Genomic DNA, 17,560 nt, shown 5'->3' with positions numbered 1-17,560 from the left:
TCCAGGTAGCCCATCTTCACGCCGTCGGCGGCCTTGGCCTCGCCGTTAAACTCCTTGTCGATCCCGGCCATGATCTTCAGCAGGGTCGACTTACCCGAGCCGTTGACCCCGACCACGCCGATCTTGGCGTCGGAGTAGAACGACAGCCAGATGTTCTCGAACACCTTCTTGCCGCCGGGATAGGCCTTGGTCAGGCCCTGCATCTGGAAAATATACTGCTGCGCCATGAGGCGTCCGCGCTCGCTCTGCCGAAAAGATCAGGGAATTCGGGGAGGGAGATAGCCGCCGCCAGCCCTCGGCGCAATGTTGCGAGTGTCCGCCTAGCCTTTGCGCGGCCCTCAAGCCAGGCTTCGGAACCGTTCGGCCCCTCCCCGCGTACTCTCTGCCGACACGTCAGAGGAGCTCGTCATGCACAAGGACACCATCAAGGGCGCCGCCAAAGAAGCCGCCGGCTCGATCAAGCAGGCCGTCGGCAAGGCGACCGGCAACGAGAAGCTGGAGGCCGAGGGCGCCGCCGAGAAGCTGGGCGGCAAGGTCCAGAAGGGCGTCGGCGACCTGAAGGACGCCGCACGCGACGCATTGAAGCGCTAACCGGCGCCCCAGAACGTCGAAGGCCGCGCCCCCCAGGGCGCGGCCTTCGTCATGCCGGTTCGGCGGAAGATTCGAGAAGTCGACCTTCACCGACAGCCATAGGCGCCGCGGCTCCTGGTTGTTGGTATATTCGGCCCCGTAGGAGACCGGCGAGCCGTAGGGCAGCAGGCGCACGAAGTCCTTGTTGAGCAGGTTGTAGATCGTGGCGTTGACCGTCACGCGCTCGGTCACCTGGAACGACCCGCCGACGTGGAAGAGGCTGTAGGCCTTGAAGTCGCCCAGGGCGGCGCGGGCGGTCGCATCGCTGCGGAACCGCTCGCTGCGGTACTCGCCGCGCAGCCAGGCGGTCAGCCGGTCGGTGGCGCGCCAGCGCAGGTCGGCGTTGACCATGTGCTCGGGCGTGTCGGTCAGCTTCTGGCCGGCGGACGCGCCGCTCTTCTGCTCGCTGTCGGTGTAGGTGTAGTTGCCGTTGAGGGTCCAGGCCTCCAGGAAGCGCAGGCGCATCGCGATCTCGACGCCGCGGGTGACCGCTTCGTCGATGTTCACGCTCTGGCCGAAGGTCGGATAGCCGGGGAAGAAGCCGACATCGACGCAGCCGGCCGGGCGACCGGCCCCGGAGTTGTACTGGGCCAGGGTCATGCCGGCGCTGCAGTTGGCGACCGGCTGGCCCGTCGAGATCTTGTCCTTGAACTGGTTGTCGAAGACCGTGAGGTTCGCCGAGAAGCCTTCCAGGCTGTCGTAATAGACGCCGATCTCGCTGCTGGTGCTGGTTTCCGGCGTCAGGGTCGGGGTGCCGAGCAGCGGCAGGCGCCCCTGGGCGCCGAAGCCGTTGATGCCGCTGGCCAGTTGTTCCAGCCGCGGGGTCTTGAAGCCCTGGCTGACGCCGCCCTTCACCGTCCAATGCTCGTTCGCGTTCCAGACCAGATAGGCGCGCGGGCTGAAATGACCGCCGAACTTGCTGTGATCGTCATGCCGGGCGCCGACGGTCAGGGCCAGGCTGTCGGTGAAGCGCCATTCGTCCTCGGCGTAGACCGCCCACTGCTGGTGCTCGAAGGCGCTCGGCGCGACGCCGTCGACCATCTCGGCGTCCCAATACTGGCCGCCCACGGTGAAGGTGTGGTTGCGCCATTGCGAGTAGAACTTGGTGTCGAAGATGGTGTTGGTCGATTCCAGGGTCCGCGGGCCACCCGCGCCGGCGACGCCGGGCGGAATGATCCGGCCCTTGGTCTCGGTGATCCCGCGCGAGAGGTTACTCTCCAGCACGCCGAACGGCAGGCGCCAGTTGTGCGCCAGGGCGTACTGCTCGCGGTTGAACTCCAGGGCGTTGGCGTAGCCGCCGGCCAGGGTGTTGGTGCCCATCTGGCCCTTGGAGTTGTCGTACCACTGGGTGTTGACGTCGGCGTCCAGCCAGAAGTCCATGCTTTCGACCGGGGTCCAGCTCAGTCGGCCGCCATAGCCGCGGACCTCGCTCTTGGTCGGGCTGCGGCCGAAGCCGGAGACCGGGGTCTGCACGCCGTTGACGTTCTCGAAGGTCAGGGTCGAGGCTTGGCGGTCGACGAACGAGCCGCGCAGCGTCAGGCCGACCAGCCCCGGGACCAGCGGTCCGCTGGCGTAGAGGTTGCCGCCATGGATGTCGCCGAACTCGTCGTCGCCCTGGATCGTGCCGTCGAGGGTGACCGAGCCGCCCCAGCGCTCGCCGACCTTACGGGTGATGATGTTGACGACGCCGCCCATGGCGTCCGAACCGTAGAGGGTCGAGACCGGGCCGCGCACCACCTCGATGCGCTCGATGGCGCTGACCGGCGGCAGGAAGCTGGTCGAGGTTTCACCAAAGCCGTTCGGCGTGACGCTGCCGGCGGTGTTCTGGCGGCGGCCGTCGACCAGGATCAGCGTGTAGTCGCTGCCCATGCCGCGGATGTTGATGTTGAGACCGCCGGTCTTGCCGACCGAGCCGCCGACATCGACGCCTTCGACGGTGGAGAGCACCTCGGCCAGATTGGTCGCACGCATCTCCTGCAGTTCGGTCCGCGAGAGCACCGTGACGCTGGCCGGGGCGTCGACGATCTTCTGCTCGAAGCCGGCGGCGGTGACGACGACGCCTTCGAGATCGACCGCGCTGTCGCTCGCGTCCACCCCGGCGCTGGCGACGCTCATCGCATGGGCGGCCGGCGCCTTGTGACGATCTTCGCTCTCGGCTTCGGCGAAGGCGGCGCCGCCCGAAAAGGCGAGACAAACACCCGCGCTGGTCCGCATCAGGGCGCGGGCAATCGGCGTAATCAAGGCAATCCCCTTAAGCTCAAGCTTTTGCAACTCGGTCGCACTAACACATGTCTCCGCAGATGCAATCGCTTCTGCGACCTATTCTCATGAACAAACGGGGATGTGATGCCGCGCGCGGGCCGCGATCGCGCCGAGATTTCGCCCCAGGCTGCGCGGCAAGCTGGGCCATGTTCGGGAAAGACAGCGAGGTTCGCCATGTCAGTGCATCAGGCTTTGCGTAAGACCTCCATCCTCGGGATTGCGGGCCTCGTCGCCGCATCGGGGCCGGTTGCGCCGGTCGTGGCCCAACCGGTCGTGCGCGACGGCGCGCCCACGCCGGCGGCCTGCGAGGCGCTGGGCTTTCCAAGCGCGGGCCTGCGGGACCGAGAAAGGCTCGCGGGGCGCGCCTATGCGCCTCCTGCGCCGCCCCCGCCGCTTCCGGTTCCGGCGGTGCAGAAGTCCGCTCCTCGCGCCGACGCCGCCCGCGTCGAGGAGTTGGCCGTTTTCGGCAGCAGCGTTCGCCCCGCGCCCACGCCCTATCCCCAGCGGCCGGCGGAGACCGAGCGCTATCCGAGCGCCCAGGCCAATCCGATCAAGCAGGTGGCGCAGGAGCCGGTCTCCACCTTCTCGGTCGACGTCGACACCGCCTCCTACGCCAATGCGCGCCGGTTCCTGAACGATGGCCGGCGCCCGCCCGCCGACGCCGTGCGGGTCGAGGAGATGGTGAACTATTTCGACTACGGCTATCCGAAACCGACGGACCGCGCCCAGCCGTTCCGACCGTTCGTGGCCGTGACGCCCTCCCCCTGGTCGCAGGACCGGCAAATCGTGCATATCGGGCTGCAGGGCTATGACACGCCGCGCGCCCAGCAGCCGCCGCTGAACCTGGTGTTCCTGGTCGACACCTCCGGCTCGATGTGGGGCGAGGATCGTCTGCCGCTGGCGATCAAGTCGCTGAACCTGCTGGTCGACCAGCTTCGGCCGCAGGACCGGGTCGCGATCGTCGCCTATGCCGGATCTGCGGGCGCGGTCCTGGCCCCCACCGACGGGCGCAACCGGCTGAAGGTGCGCTGCGCGCTCGGCGCCTTGCAGGCCGGCGGATCGACCGCCGGCGGCCAGGGCCTGACCCTCGCCTACGACCTGGCGCGGCAGAACTTCGCCAAGGACGCGGTGAACCGGGTGATCCTGCTGACCGACGGCGACTTCAATGTCGGCGTGGCCGATCCCGCCAAGCTGAAGGACCTGGTCGCCCAGCGTCGCAAGGACGGCATCTACCTGTCCGTCTACGGCTTCGGGCGCGGCAACTACAACGACGTGATGATGCAGACCCTGGCCCAGAACGGAAACGGGACGGCGGCCTATATCGACTCGCTGAACGAGGCGCGGAAGCTGTTGCGCGACGACTTCTCCTCCTCGCTGTTCCCGATCGCCGACGACGTGAAGATCCAGGTCGAGTTCAATCCGGCGGCGGTCAGCGAGTACCGGCTGATCGGCTACGAGACCCGGATGCTGGCGCGCGAGGATTTCAACAACGATCAGGTCGACGCCGGCGAGGTCGGATCGAAGGCCTCGGTGACGGCGCTCTACGAGATCACCCCGGTCGGGGCGCGGCCCTCGAGCGATCCGCTGCGCTATCGGAGCGCCCGGCCCGAGGCCGCGCCGGGCCTCGCCCGCGAACTGGCCTATCTGAAGATCCGCTACAAACTGCCCGGCCAGCCGGCCTCGCGGCTGATCGAACGGCCGATCGGGCCTGGCGACGCCTATGCCAGCGTCTCCGCCGCGCCAGAGGCCACGCGCTGGGCGCTGGCCGTGGCGGGCTTTGGCCAGCTTCTCAAGAACGATCCGCGGATCGATTCGGGCTTCGGCTGGAGCGAAATCACGCGCCTGGCCCAGGGCGCGCGCGGCGACGACCCCTTCGGCCTGCGGGCCGAGTTCGTGCAACTGACCCGAGCCGCCGCCGACGCCCCGCCGATGAGCGACTGAACGCGCGGATTTTTCGTGTGGGAGGGGAGCGCCGGCCAGAACCAAACCGGCGTTCCGTTCGTTTGCTCAGGGTCGTAAACCAGGGAGGCGGCGAGTGTTCGACGTCACCGACTCGCGTACCCAAAATCTCATCCGCCTGGACCCGACCGAAGCACCGCATTTCGGGGCGCCGGGCCGTCTCGGCTTCCACCTCATCGACACCACCATGATGTACGCGCCCCGCTCCGGCGGGGTGAAGCGCTATCTGCATCAGAAGCGCGACTGGCTGGCTCGCCGCCGGCCCGACATCAGCCACACCATGGTGGTGCCGGGCGCAGTCACCGGCCTCGCCGCACCTGGGATCGTCTCGGTCGCGGCCGCCCGCCTGCCCTTCGGCGACGGCTATCGGATGCCGGCCCTCACCGCCAAGTGGGAGACGGTGCTGCGGATGCTGGAGCCCGACATCATCGAGGCTGGCGACATGTTCGTGCCCGGCCATGCGGCCCTGGAGGCTGGCGAGGCCCTGGGCGTTCCCGTGGTCGGCTTCTGCCACACCGATGCGGCGGCGCTGGCGGCCCTGCATTTCGGCGAATGGGCGCAGGCGCCGGCCATGAAGCACTGGGCGGCGATCTTCCAGCAGTTCGACCGGGTGGTGGCGCCCAGCCGTCACATCGCCCAGCGTCTGGGCGAAGCCGGCGTCGAGAAGGTCAGCGTGCAGCCGTTGGGCGTCGACACCGAGCTCTTCCACCCCTCGCGCGCCGATCCTGCCCGGCTGAAGCGCCGGCTCGGCCTGCCGCCCTCGACGCGCCTGCTGGTGTTCGCCGGCCGCCCGGCGCGCGAGAAGAACATCGACAGCCTGATCTGCGCGGTCGAACGCCTGGGCGAGCCCTATCGGCTGCTGCTGGTCGGGGCGGGCAAGGACGCCCACTATTCGCCGCGGGTGATCCCGCTGGGCTACGAACGCGATCCCGAGCGCCTGGCCGCGACGATCGCCAGCTGCGACGCCCTGGTGCACGCCAACGAGAACGAGCCGTTCGGCCTAGTGGTGCTGGAAGCCCTGGCCGCGGGCCTGCCGGTGGTCGGCCCCTCGCGCGGCGGCATCGCCGAACTGATCGACGAGCAGGTGGGCCAGCGCGCCCACAGCGTCAATCCGGCCGGCATGGCGGAAGCGATCGAGGCGCTGTTCGCGCGCGACCTGGCGCCGATCCGAGCGGCCGCGCGCCGCCGCGCCGAGCAGCGGCACCGCTGGGACACGACCTTCGAGGGCCTGACCCGGCTCTACGGAGAACTGGTGGCTCGCAGCGCCGCCGGTCACCCGACGGCGCTGCGAGCCTGAAGCTTGATCAGCGGCCCGTCGGCATGTCCTTGAAGGGCACGTCCTTGTCGACACGGATGTCGCCGGGCAGGCCCAGCACGCGTTCGGCGATGATGTTCTTCAGGATCTCGTCGGTGCCGCCGGCGATGCGCAGGCCCGGCGCGAACATCACCGACGAGTGGAAGGCGCCGTGCAGCGGGGCCAGGTCTGGATCGTTGATGATCCCATACTGATCCAGCATCTCGATGGCCGCATTGGCCAGGTCCTGCATCTGGACCGCCGAGATGATCTTGCCGATCGAGCTTTCCGGCCCCGGCGTCTGGCCGCGCGAGAGCGCGGTCATGGTCCGGTTGCGGGTGTGCTTCAGTCCCTCGGCCTGGACGTACCAGTCGGCCAGCTTCTCGCGCAGGGCCTGATCGGTCAGGGCGGTGGCGCCGTCATGGCTCGGCGTCTTGCGCGCGACGTCCATGAACTGGCTCCAGCCCGCGCCCGAGGCGCCGCCGACGGCCAGCCGCTCGTTCATCAGGGTGACCAGGCTGACCTTCCAGCCCTCGCCCTCGGCGCCCAGCCGCTGGCTGTCCTTCACCCGGACATTGGTGAAGAACACCTCGTTGAAGCCCGACCCGCCCGACATCTGGTGGATCGGCTTGACCTCGACCCCCGGGTCCTTGAGGTCGAGCCAGAACATGGTCAGGCCCTTGTGCTTCGGCACATCAGGATTTGTCCGAACGATTACAATGCCGTAGTCGGAGAACTGGGCGCCGGTGGTCCACACCTTCTGGCCGTTGATGATCCAGTCGCCGGAGCCGTCGTCCACTCGCTCGGCCTTGGTGCGCGAGGCGGCCACGTCCGAGCCGCCGGACGGTTCGGAAAAGAGCTGGCTCCAGATCTCCTCGCCGCGGATCGCCGGCCCGACGAAGCGCTTCTTGGTCTCCTCGTCGGCGAAGGTCATCACCGTCGGCAGGCACATGCCCAAGCCGATCTGGAACGGATTGCCCGGAATCGGATGCTTGGCTTCTTCCTGGTTGAAGATCACCTGCTGGACGGGCGTCCCGCCCTGCCCGCCCCATTCCTTGGGCCAGGTGATGCAGGCGTAGCCGGCGGCCGCCTTCTTGGCCTGCCAGGCCTTGGACGCGGCCATACCGTCGCCGCCTTCGGGATCGGACGATGCTTCACGCTTCTTGGGCGCGTTGGCGGCGAGCCATTCGCGGACCTGGGCGCGGTAGGCGGCTTCTTCGGGGGTGTCGTTGAAATCCATGATCCTGCTCTCCCCTCAGGCGGCTTCGACGTTGCGGCGTTCGAGGTGGCTGACGAGACGCTCCTTCCAGACCCGCGGCGCGCCGGCCACGAGCGAAAGCTGGCGCGAGCGCCGGTAATAGAGGTGGCAATCCATTTCCCAGGTGAAGCCGATGCCCCCGTGGGTCTGGATGTTTTCCTTGGAGGCGAACCAGAAGGCTTCGCTGGCGGCGATGCGCGCGGCGCTGGCGGCCACCGGCAGTTCGGGCGCATTCGTGTTGAGCGCCCAGGCGCCGTAATAGGCGTTCGACCGCGACAGCTCGTTCTTCACGTACATGTCGGCGAGTTTGTGCTTGATCGCCTGGTACGAGGCGATGACCCGGCCGAAGGCGTAGCGCTCCAACGCATATTCCTTGGCCATTTCCAGACAACGGTCGGCGCCGCCGGTCTGTTCGAAGGCCAGCAGCACGGCGGCGCGGTCGAAGATCTGCTCCAGCAGTTCGAACCCCTCGCCGGCGTTCCCGATCCGGCGGACGGGCGTGTCCTTGAAGGTCAGCTTGGCCGCATCGCGGGTCGGGTCGAGCGTCTTGACCACTTCACGGCTCACCGAACCGCCGCCGAGATCGGCGAGAAACAGACCCGGCTTGCCGTTCTCCCTGGCCAGCACCAGGGCGACCGTGGCGATGTCGCCGTCGGTGACCGGAATCTTCACGCCGGTCAGCTTGCCGTCCGAAACGCTGGCCTGCAGGGCGGCCGGGGTCAGCACGCCGGGGCCTTCGGAGGTCGCCACCGCCCCGATCACCTCGCCGGCGGCGATCTTCGGCAACAGCTCGGCCTTCTGCTCGTCGCTGCCGGCCAGCATGATCGCCTCGGCCAGGAAATAGACGGTCGAGGCGAAGGGGATGGGCGCGACCGCGCGCCCCAGTTCTTCGGCGATCACGCAGAGTTCGAGATGGCCGAGGCCAAGGCCGCCATGCGCCTCGGGAATGGCGGCGCCGAGCCAGCCCTGGGCCGCCACCTGCTTCCACAGGTCCGCATCATAGGCCTTGCCGTCGTCGTCCAGCACCTTGCGGACCTGCGAGGTCGGGCAATTGGCCTGGAGGAACTTGCGCGCCTCGTTCTTCAGGAACTTCTGGTCGTCTGAAAAGTCGAAATTCATTTCCGCCCATTCCGCCGTTGGTCCGGCTGGTTCGATACGTCTTTGCGGCACCATACGCGTCGCGCGCGCCTTGGAAAGATTGACCTCACGTCAAGAATTTCGGGGTCTTATGGGCCGCTGGACCGAGGGCTCGAAAAGGCGCGCGCATGGCCAAGGCGATATTCCAGAGGAACCAGAAGGTCTGGGTCGAGAGCGTCGGCGTCTGGGCCAGCGTGGAAAAGATCGTGCCGATCTGGGCCCGCGGCTTCGACGAGCCGGTGCGCGTCACCTACGATGTCGGCCTGGGCCGGGAGTTCCTGGCGCACGAACTGAAGCCCGAGCAAGACAGCGGCGCCGAGGCGGTCGGGGACGGCGCGCCGCCCTGGCGGCTGCTGCGCGCCCGCAACAAGTGGCAGACCGAGGACGACAGCGGCCACCATCCCTATCCGGGAACCTATCCGGTCGTGGTGACCGATGCGGCTGACTGGGGCGGATGGCGGGTGCCGGGCGCCGAATACGACCGCGATCCGCACAAGATCGAATTCCAGGCGCGGCTCATCACCTGCGCGCCCCGAATGCTGGCCCTGGGCCGCGCCCTGGTGAAGCTGGTCGACGAAAGCGCCGGCGATCCACCGCCCGAACTGCAGCGGATCGCCGAGGAATTCGCCAAGCTGGACCGGCACTTCCGCGAGGCCCCGAGCGCGAATCCAGTTCCCGCCCGGGCCAAGGTGGCCTGACGCCGGGCTCAGGCCAGGCGCTGGACCGCGCCACGGCGGCGCGCAAGGCCGCCCACCATGCCGAAGCCGACGATCATCATCGCCCAGGTCGCAGGCTCCGGCACCCCGCCGGTGATCGGCGAATAGGTCGAGCGGAACTCCCAATTGACGATGTCGTGGTTCGCCGCCGCCGCGCCGGTGCCGGAGGTGAACCCGACAAAGGCGTCGGGCGTGCCCAGCACGGCCGCGAGATTGACAGTGTGGGACAGCAGCGCGGCGACCGGGCGTATGTTGCTGCTGGCCAGGCGCACCTCGAGCAGGTTCGTCGCGCCGTTATAATCGACCCAAGCGGTCAGGTCCTGGCCGGCGTCGAGGACGAAGGGCGAGGTAGTCCAGAGCACCGAGGTGATGTTGCCGTTCAGGTCGATGCCGACATGGTTGGCGTCCGGATCGTAGCCCGCATTGTACCAGTTATCGAACTCGATCCCGACGCTGTTGGCTATGCCTTGGTAGCCGATGCCGCCGCCTGCGCCGCCGACATCGTTGGAATTCGTCTGGACCGTGAAGACGATCCCGTCCGCGCCGCCGCCGAGCTGGTGGTTGAAGTTGAAGGTGAAGCGGGTCGAGAAACTCACGTCCGCGCCGAGCGTGATCGGGCTGGTGCTGAACACCGATCCGGCCTGGTTGTAGTTGGACGGCGTGACCCGCAGCACCTGGCGCGCACCATCGTTCGCCGCCGCCGCCGCTCCATTCAACTTCAATCCCGCCGTCGAGCTGAAATCGTTGAACACGATCGTCGTGGCCAAGGCCGGCGACGACATCAACGCCAGCGCAGCGGCCGCTCCAAGCAATCCGACCTTCATATCCGTCCTCCCGAGCGAGGCGCGGAACGGCCTCTGTGCAAAGATATTGCGAGCCGGCCATGGACGGCTCAATAGTGCAAATGCGCTATGAAATGGAGGATGGGTGGCCTTCACCGGCGACATTGAAACCGCCGGCGGCGCGGTGAACGCGCTGATCGCCCACATCTATGCCGGCGTGCTGGAATTGCCGTTCGCCGACTTCAAGGAACGCACCCTGGCCAGGGTGCGCACGGCCATCCCCTTCACGTCCGGCGTCTGGGCCTCCGGCGCCTACAGCAGCAACACCATGCACAGCGTCTCGCTGCTGAACCATCGGCCCGAGATGCTGATGGACTATGTCGCCCATTGGCAGGACAGGGACTTCGTGCGCGCCGCGGTGGTGGCTGCGCCGGGCAAGGCGTTCCGCAACGAGGACATCGTTCCCCTGGCCGACTTCCGCCAGTCGGCCATCTATCTGCAGTTCTGCCGCCCCTCGGGATTGGAACACGCGCTGGGGGTGGTGGAGGCCGACCAGGTCCGCGACCTGGGCGAGCTTCTATTCCTGTTCCGCAACGATCCCGATGCGCCGTTCACCGACGAGGAGGTCGCGCGGCTGGAGCTGCTGCTGCCGCACTTGACCACCGCCTGGCGCCAGCGCCAGGCCCTGCACCGCTACGAAACCGGCAATCCGGCCGAGTTCGGCGCCAGCGGACAGGCGGTGATCGACGACCAGGGACTGCTGTGTGCGGTCGAAGCGCGGTTCAGCGAGCTGTTGCGGGCCGCCTTCCCCCACTGGACAGGACCGCGACTGCCGCCCGACGCGGCTCGGGCCTTGCGCGACGGAGTCGCGCGAGCCGGCCACCTGGAATTCCGCCTGATCCGCGGCGAAGGGCGCCATGTCTTGTCGGCGCGACGCCTCGGCGACGACGGGCTGACCTCCGCGGAGTCGAAGGTCGCCCACCTGTTCGCCGGAGGCCGCTCGAATCGCGATGTGGCGGCCGAGCTGGGAGTCAGCCCGGCCACCGTGCGCAACCAGCTCGCCTCGATCTATCGCAAGCTCGACATCCATTCGAAGACCGAGCTGGCGCGGCTGTTTCCGCCGGACGCCAAGGCGCCTGGAACCAGCCCAGGAGAGGGTTAGAATCAGGGCGAGGGTTAGAACTTGTAGCCGACGCCCGCCGAGACCACCCACGGATCGAGCTTCACCTTGGTCTTCAGCGCCCCGTTATTGACGCTGGCGTCGGTCTCGAAGAACACCTTCTTCACGTCCAGATTGGCGCTCCAGCGGTCCTTGAGCGCGACGTCCACGCCTGCCTGCAGCGCGTAGCCGAAGCCGTCGTCGATATCGACCTTGAAGCCGTTCTTGTCCTTGCCGCTGTAGAACAGCATGTAGTTGATCCCCGCGCCCACATAGGGGCTGACCTTGGCCTCGGGCGCGAAGTGGTACTGCAGCGAGACCACCGGCGGCAGGACCCAGGTCTTGTGGACTGCGATATCGGTTCCCGGCCCGACCGCCTTGACCTCGTGCTGAGTCGTGCCGGCGATGGCCTCGACCGCGACGTGGTCGGTCAGGAAGTAGGTCAGGCCGATGGTCGGCATGACGTCGTCCCCGACCTTGGCCTTCAGCCCGCTGTCGGCGCCAGCCGCGGTCTTGATCGCGCCGTCCGCATCGGTCAGCACGCCGGTCGCGCGCACATTGAGCATCAGGACGCCCTTCTGCTTGGGCTGGAAGTCCTGGGCCGAGGCCGTCCCGGCCAGGCAGGCGGCGGCCAGGCCCGCGAAGGCGGCGAAACGATAGGCGCTCATGAATTATCCCCATTTTTGTTACGGCTATTGCCAAGGCGGATATGCACCCGCCCCCACGGCCACGCTTTGACCGAGCGCAAATCCCGGCCCTTCGCGCATCGCCGCCCTGGCGGTCCCCGCCGGCCGTGGCTAAATGCCAGCCATGCGCACTGAAACGCCCCAGCCGATCCGGCTCGCCGACTACGCCCCGCCCGCCTTCCTGATCGACGAGGTCCGCCTCGCCTTCGACCTAGCGCCCAACACGACCCGGGTGAAGGCCCGCCTGAGCGTTCGCCGCAACGGCGACCACGACCAGCCCCTGGTCCTCAACGGCGAGCGGTTGAAGCCGGTCTCGGTGGCGATCGACGGCCGGGCGCTGGAAGACGCCGAGCGCGCGATCGATGCGGAGTTCCTGACCATTCCCGGCGTTCCGGACGCCTTCAGCCTGGAGACCGAGGTCGAGATCGACCCGGAGAACAACAAGGCGCTGGAAGGCCTCTACATGTCCGGCGGCCGCTTCTGCACCCAATGCGAGGCCGAGGGCTTCCGCAAGATCACCTGGTATCCCGACCGGCCCGACGTGCTGTCGCGCTTCACGGTGCGCATCGAGGCCGACAAGGCCGTCCGCCACCTGCTGTCGAACGGCAATCTGATGGAGGCCGGCGACCTGCCGAACGGCCGCCACTACGCGGTCTGGAACGACCCGTTCCCCAAGCCCGCCTATCTGTTCGCCCTGGTCGGCGGCGAGCTCGACGTGCTGGAGGACAACCTCGTCACCATGACCGGCCGCACGGTCGAGCTGAAGATCTTCGTCGATCCCGGCATGGCGCCGCGGGCGGCCTACGCCATGGACGCCCTCAAGCGCTCGATGAAGTGGGACGAGGAAGCCTTCGGCCGCGAGTACGACCTGGACCTCTTCATGATCGTCGCCGTGCGCGACTTCAACTTCGGGGCCATGGAGAACAAGGGGTTGAACATCTTCAACTCCTCGCTGCTGCTGGCCGATCCGGCGACCGCCACCGACCTAGATTACGAGCGGATCGAGAGCGTGGTGGCGCACGAATACTTCCACAACTGGACCGGCGACCGGATCACCTGCCGCGACTGGTTCCAGCTCTGCCTGAAGGAAGGCCTGACGGTCTTCCGCGACCAGAGCTTCTCGGCCGACATGCGCGGCCACGCGGTCCAGCGGATCAAGGACGTCAAGGCCCTGCGCGCGCGCCAGTTCCCCGAGGACCAGGGTCCGCTCGCCCACCCGGTCCGCCCCTCCAGCTATCTGAAGATCGACAACTTCTACACCGCCACGATCTACGAGAAGGGCGCCGAGGTCATCCGGATGCTCAAGACCCTGATCGGGGCCGAGAAGTTCCGCGAGGGCATGGACCTCTATTTCGAACGCTGGGACGGCCACGCCACGACGGTCGAGGCGTTCATCCAGTGCTTCGCCGACGTGACGGGGCGCGACCTCTCCGACTTCTTCGCCTGGTACGAACAGGCCGGCACGCCGCGGGTCGAGCTGAAGCACAGCTATGACGAGGAAGCGCGGACCCTGACCGTCGAGCTGTCGCAGAAGACGCCGCCCACCCCTGGCCAGCCGACCAAGCAGCCGCTGCCGATCCCGGTCGTGCTGGGCCTGCTGGACGGCGAGGGCCGCACCCTCGCCTTCGAACGCGACGGCGTCGCCGTGGACGAGACCCTGGTGGTGCTGGACGGGGAAAGCGCCGCGTTCACTCTGACCGGCGTCGATTCCCGGCCGGTGATCTCGGCCTTCCGCGGCTTCTCCGCCCCCATCGGCCTCTCCACCGACGCGCGGCCGACCGATCGCTACGTCCAGATGGCCAGCGATCCCGACCTCTTCAATCGCTGGGAAGCGGGCCAGGACCTCGCCCGGGCGCTGATCGTCGCCCGCGCCAAGGGCGCCCCGGACCAAGTGGGCGAGGAGCGGTTCGCCGAGGCGATGGGCCGCGCCCTGGCCGACCAGGCCAGCGACCCGGCCTTCAAGGCCCAGCTGCTGGCCCTGCCGAGCGAGCCGGACCTGGCGCTGGCGCTCCAGCCGGCCGATCCGGCGGCGATCCACGAAGCGCGCGAAGCCCTGCGCCAGAGGCTGGCCCTGCACCTGACCGACGACCTCAAGCGCATCCATATCGGCCTGCAGGAACTGGGCGAGTTCTCGCCCGACGCCGCCAGCGCCGGCCGCCGCGCTCTGCGCAACGCCGCCCTCGACCTGCTGGCCGCCAATCCGCGGGCCGAGATCGCCGAGCTGGCGGAGGGCCACTATCGCGTCGCGGCCAACATGACCGACGCCATGGGCGGGCTTTCGGCCCTGATGCTGATCGGCGGCCAGGCCTATGAGGACGCCCTGGCCGACTTCTTCCAGCGGTGGAAATCCGAGCCCCTGGTCATCGACAAGTGGTTCGCCCTGCAGGCGCGCGATCCCGACGAAAGCGCGCTTGGCCGGGTCATGGGCCTGACCGCGCACCCCGCTTTCGAGCAGAAGAATCCCAATCGGCTGCGGGCGCTGGTCTCGACCTTCGCCAACTTCAACCCCGCCCGGTTCCATGACCCGAGCGGGGCGGGATATCGCTTCCTGGCCGACCAGATCCTGGCGGTCGACAGCTTCAATCCGATGACCGCCGCGCGGCTGGTGGACCCGCTGGGCGGCTGGCGGCGCTACAAGCCCGAGCTAGGCGCCTTGATGAAGCAGGAACTGGAGCGGATCGCCGCCAGCGAAGGCCTGTCGAAGAACGTCCACGAGCTCGTCGCCAAGGCCCTGGCCGACTGACGAGCCTGCCTGATCCGAAACGCCGCACCCAGGGCGCTTTCCACCGAAGCGGACGCCGGTTCGGCGGAGAAAATGCTCTAAATTCAAGAGATTCGAGCGTGATCCGTTTCGATGAAAATGGATCACGCTCGAGCCACGTCTGCGGATGACGCGACCGGCGGCCTTGCGTAGACTCTCCGTTAAGGTGAATCAGGGCGCAGGGGAGCGGTGGGACTTTGTCCAAACGCGGTGGCAAGGATACGGCCGGATCGCGGCCAGGCCATCCGCGTGGCGTAGCGGCGTCCGGGCGGGGCCTGGCCGCCAATCAGAGCTTCGTCCGCATCGTCATTCTCGCCACCCTGCTGCTGCTGGCGATCTATACGGCCGTGGCGGTCGTGCGGATCGGCAGCCGGCCCCAGGTTTCGACGCCCGAGAACGCGCTCCTGCCGGCCCGCGCCGAGGCGCTGGCCGCACGCCTGGACGCCGAGGGCGCGGCCCTGCAAGGCGGGCTGCTCGTCGCCCGGGAGATTCTGGCGCGCCATCCAGACCCGCCGCTGGACGCGGCCGAGGCCGGACTGAGCGCGGCTGGGGGCGCAGCCAGCGCCATCGCCATTCTCGACGAGCGCGGCCCGATCGCCGTGGCCGGCAAGGCCGCCGGCGTCGATTGGCGTGAGGTGGGCGCCGGCTCGCGGCCGGACGGCTTCTGGATCGGTGTGGTCGACGCGCCCACGCGCCTGGTCGCCGTATCGGTCACGCTCCCGACCGCCAAGGGCGCGCGCCGGATCGTGGCCCTGGGCGATCCCGTTCGCCTGGGCGCAGCGCTCGGGCCCGGCCAGGCGGTGGCGGCGGTGGACGGACGCATGGTGTCGCCGACCGGAGGCGAGCTGGCGGCGGCGTTCGGCGTCGGCGCGCCCCAGCTTCTCAGGAACGCCTTGAGCAAGGGAGCGCGCCCCGACGGCTCCAGCATGGACCTCAGCGGTCGCAGCGCGCTCGGCGGGGCGTTGATCGCGGTCGCCGCCACTCCATCGAGCCGCCAGGAGATGGCGTCCAGCACCTCCGAGATAATCTGGCTCATCGCGCCGCTGGCCGCAGCGTTCGGCCTTGGTCTGCTGCTCCTGATACAGAGCCGCAAGGTCGAGAGCGCCCAGCAGGCTTTCGTCGATTCCGAGCATCGCTTCCGGTTGGCGGTCGAGGCCGCCCGCTGCGGCATCTGGGAATGGGACCTCACCACCGACCAGATGTTCATGTCCGACGTCACCGGGGCGATCCTCGGCTGGGGCGGCGGCGGCGTGGTCTCCGGGCAGGAGGTTCTGGAGCGGGTCTCTCCCGACCATCGCGAGCGGGTCCGCCAGGCCCTGTCGACCGCCGCCATCTATGGCGGCTTCGACGTCTCGTTCCGCGCCCCCTCCCCACAGGGCGGGCGGCCGATCTGGATCGACGCGCGCGGCCAGGCCTTCGGCCGCGCCGGCGAGGAGGGATATTCGCGCATCATCGGCGTCGCCCTCGACGTCACCGAGGAGCGGATGGCCCAGGCGCGGGCCCAGGCCGCCGAGAGCCGCCTGCGCGACGCCATCGAAAGCGTCTCGGAGGCCTTCGTCCTTTGGGACCGCCACGGCCGTCTGCTGCTGTGTAATCAGAACTTCCGCACGGTCTTCTCGCTCGAAGCCAAGCTGCTGAAGCCGGGCGCCTCGCGCGAGGAGGTCAACCGCTTCGCCCAGCTCGCCATCCAGCAGGAAGCCCCGAGCCTGGACGGACGGCGCGGCGTACGCGAGGCCGAACTCGCCGACGGTCGCTGGATTCAGATCTCCGAACGGCGCACGGCCGAGGGCGGGCTGGTGATGACCGCCGCCGACATCACCGCCATCAAGACCCAGGAAGAAGCCCGCCGGCAGAACGAGGAAAAGCTACGCCAGGTCGTCGACAACCTCGAACGCAGCCAGCAGCAGCTCTCCGAACTGGCCCGCAAGTACGAGATGGAGAAGGTCCGCGCCGAGGGCGCCAACAAGGCCAAGAGCGAGTTCCTCGCCAATATGAGCCACGAGCTGCGCACGCCGCTGAACGCCATCAACGGCTTCTCCGAGATCATGGTCGGCGAGATGTTCGGCTCGCTCGGCGATCCCCGCTACAAGGGCTATGCACAGGACATCCTGTCCTCAGGCCAGCATCTGCTGGCGCTGATCAACGACATCCTCGACATGTCGAAGATCGAGGCCGGCAAGATGAACCTGAAGTTCGAGCTGCTCGAACTGGAAGAGGTGGCCGAGGACGCCGTGCGGCTGGTGCGCAACCGCGCCGAGGCGGCCGGGCTCAGCCTGTCGATCGAGTTCCCGCACCTGCCCGAGGTCGAGGCGGACTACCGCGCCTTGAAGCAGATTCTGCTGAACCTGCTTTCCAACGCCATCAAGTTCACGCCTCGCGGCGGACGCATCACCCTGCGTGCGGAAGGCGGCCGCGATCCCCTGGGCGAGCACATCCGCGTCAGCGTGCAGGACACCGGAATCGGCATCGCGCAAGACGATCTTGTTCGGCTGGCCCAACCCTTCGAACAGGTCGAGAATCAGCATTCCAAGACCACCCAGGGCACGGGGCTAGGCTTGGCGCTCACCAAATCTCTCGTCGAAATGCACGGCGGCCTGCTCGACATGCAGAGCGCGCCTGGCGAAGGCACGCTGGTCAGCTTCAGCATCCCCGTCCGACGCGGGGCCGAACATCCGCGCCGCGCGGGCGGTTTCGCCGCCTAGGGCGCTCCGTCGGCGCGCCTGAAGGCTCGGCGAACAAAACTCCACAAATTCAAACGGATTGAGGTGACTTCTCCCTGCCTTATGGCTGGATGTCCCTAAGTCCCGACCACCGAAGCGGGGCGGCGGAAGCGCGATCGAAGCTGTGCCTTGGCCGCAACACCCGGCGCTTGAAAAGCTTGCGACGCCATAATTCGATAATGAGAATGAGTTGCAG

The 17,560-nt window shown here is 68.0% G+C and carries 12 protein-coding genes and 1 pseudogene; 7 read left to right on the top strand and 6 right to left on the bottom strand.

Annotated elements, in window-relative coordinates:
- Nucleotides 1-227 (bottom strand): ATP-binding cassette domain-containing protein (locus ACE3TL_RS04200; RefSeq protein ID WP_374577472.1); only part of this gene is annotated, 227 nt, incomplete at its 3' end.
- Nucleotides 228-408: 181 nt separating this feature from the next.
- Between ACE3TL_RS04200 and ACE3TL_RS04195 the strand changes: the two genes are divergently transcribed.
- Nucleotides 409-591, top strand: a complete 183-nt coding sequence (locus tag ACE3TL_RS04195; protein WP_374535147.1) for a CsbD family protein — start codon at nt 409-411, stop codon at nt 589-591.
- A 201-nt stretch (nt 592-792) separates the two neighbouring features.
- Here ACE3TL_RS04195 and ACE3TL_RS04190 read toward each other — a convergent pair.
- Nucleotides 793-2,745: pseudogene (locus ACE3TL_RS04190) on the bottom strand (TonB-dependent receptor domain-containing protein); the annotation flags it as partial.
- Between the two features lie 321 nt (nt 2,746-3,066).
- Between ACE3TL_RS04190 and ACE3TL_RS04185 the strand changes: the two are divergent.
- Together ACE3TL_RS04185 and ACE3TL_RS04180 are read left to right on the top strand one after the other, a co-directional pair.
- Nucleotides 3,067-4,833 carry a von Willebrand factor type A domain-containing protein gene (locus tag ACE3TL_RS04185; protein WP_374577471.1) on the top strand — a complete coding sequence of 589 codons (1,767 nt, stop codon included), beginning with the start codon at nt 3,067-3,069 and terminating at the stop codon, nt 4,831-4,833.
- A 94-nt stretch (nt 4,834-4,927) separates the two neighbouring features.
- Nucleotides 4,928-6,148: a glycosyltransferase gene (locus ACE3TL_RS04180; protein WP_374577470.1), complete on the top strand. Its 1,221-nt coding sequence runs from the start codon at nt 4,928-4,930 to the stop codon at nt 6,146-6,148.
- A 7-nt stretch (nt 6,149-6,155) separates the two neighbouring features.
- Here the strand turns inward: ACE3TL_RS04180 and ACE3TL_RS04175 are convergent, their stop codons facing one another.
- Complete coding sequence (locus ACE3TL_RS04175) at nt 6,156-7,385, bottom strand: acyl-CoA dehydrogenase family protein (protein ID WP_374577469.1); 1,230 nt, start codon at nt 7,383-7,385, stop codon at nt 6,156-6,158.
- 15 nt (nt 7,386-7,400) lie between these two features.
- Nucleotides 7,401-8,522 carry an acyl-CoA dehydrogenase family protein gene (locus ACE3TL_RS04170; protein WP_374577468.1) on the bottom strand — a complete coding sequence of 374 codons (1,122 nt, stop codon included), beginning with the start codon at nt 8,520-8,522 and terminating at the stop codon, nt 7,401-7,403.
- 146 nt (nt 8,523-8,668) lie between these two features.
- Between ACE3TL_RS04170 and ACE3TL_RS04165 the strand changes: the two genes are divergently transcribed.
- Entirely contained in the window at nt 8,669-9,238 is a 570-nt protein-coding gene (locus tag ACE3TL_RS04165) for a hypothetical protein (protein WP_374577467.1), read from the top strand.
- 8 nt (nt 9,239-9,246) lie between these two features.
- On the opposite strand, the gene ACE3TL_RS04160 is transcribed toward ACE3TL_RS04165, so the two are convergent.
- The gene (locus ACE3TL_RS04160) at nt 9,247-10,080 is read right to left on the bottom strand and encodes a PEPxxWA-CTERM sorting domain-containing protein (protein ID WP_374577466.1); all 834 of its coding nucleotides are present in this window, start codon (nt 10,078-10,080) and stop codon (nt 9,247-9,249) included.
- A 103-nt stretch (nt 10,081-10,183) separates the two neighbouring features.
- Between ACE3TL_RS04160 and ACE3TL_RS04155 the strand changes: the two genes are divergently transcribed.
- Nucleotides 10,184-11,200, top strand: a complete 1,017-nt coding sequence (locus ACE3TL_RS04155) for a LuxR C-terminal-related transcriptional regulator (RefSeq protein ID WP_374577465.1) — start codon at nt 10,184-10,186, stop codon at nt 11,198-11,200.
- A gap of 14 nt (nt 11,201-11,214) precedes the next feature.
- Here ACE3TL_RS04155 and ACE3TL_RS04150 read toward each other — a convergent pair whose 3' ends face one another.
- Entirely contained in the window at nt 11,215-11,865 is a 651-nt protein-coding gene (locus ACE3TL_RS04150; RefSeq protein WP_374577464.1) for an OmpW family protein, read from the bottom strand.
- 142 nt (nt 11,866-12,007) lie between these two features.
- On the opposite strand from ACE3TL_RS04150, the gene pepN reads away from it, so the two are divergent.
- Nucleotides 12,008-14,626, top strand: coding sequence for an aminopeptidase N (gene pepN / locus ACE3TL_RS04145; protein WP_374577463.1), 2,619 nt, complete (start codon nt 12,008-12,010; stop codon nt 14,624-14,626).
- Between the two features lie 215 nt (nt 14,627-14,841).
- Entirely contained in the window at nt 14,842-17,346 is a 2,505-nt protein-coding gene (locus ACE3TL_RS04140; RefSeq protein WP_374577462.1) for an ATP-binding protein, read from the top strand.
- Nucleotides 17,347-17,560 lie beyond the last annotated feature (214 nt).

The organism is Phenylobacterium sp., from assembly GCF_041920015.1.
Classification (GTDB): Bacteria; Pseudomonadota; Alphaproteobacteria; order Caulobacterales; family Caulobacteraceae; genus Phenylobacterium.
Note: the sequence above shows the minus strand (reverse complement) of the source record. Positions and strands in the feature narration are given on the sequence as shown.